Source organism: Candidatus Jidaibacter acanthamoeba, from assembly GCF_000815465.1.
Lineage (GTDB): Bacteria > Pseudomonadota > Alphaproteobacteria > Rickettsiales > Midichloriaceae > Jidaibacter > Jidaibacter acanthamoebae.
In genome coordinates, this window is record NZ_JSWE01000102.1 from 1 (window position 1) to 277 (window position 277).

Genomic DNA, 277 nt, shown 5'->3' on the forward strand with positions numbered 1-277 from the left:
TAAGTGTTGTTACCATCATAACCTCCATCAGCTAAAACCTCAGCTATCTTCTCTTGGTTCGCTTGCTCTATTAATGGTTCTAAGCATTTACGATCATCTGTTATATGATTGGTCATAACACGTGAAACTATTAATCCCTCTTTGCTAACTCCTATATGCAGCTTGTGCCATACTCTTCTTTTTACTTCACCTCCATGCTTAAAAACTAACCATTCACTTTCTCCATATACTTTTATACCAGTACTATCTATTACCAAGTACCCTTCTTCAACTAAAG

General features: G+C 36.1%; 1 protein-coding gene. It reads right to left on the reverse strand.

Annotation, left to right across the window (positions count from 1 at the left end):
* On the reverse strand, positions 1 to 277 hold a 277-nt coding region (locus tag NF27_RS05285; RefSeq protein WP_039456677.1), incomplete at both ends, for a transposase.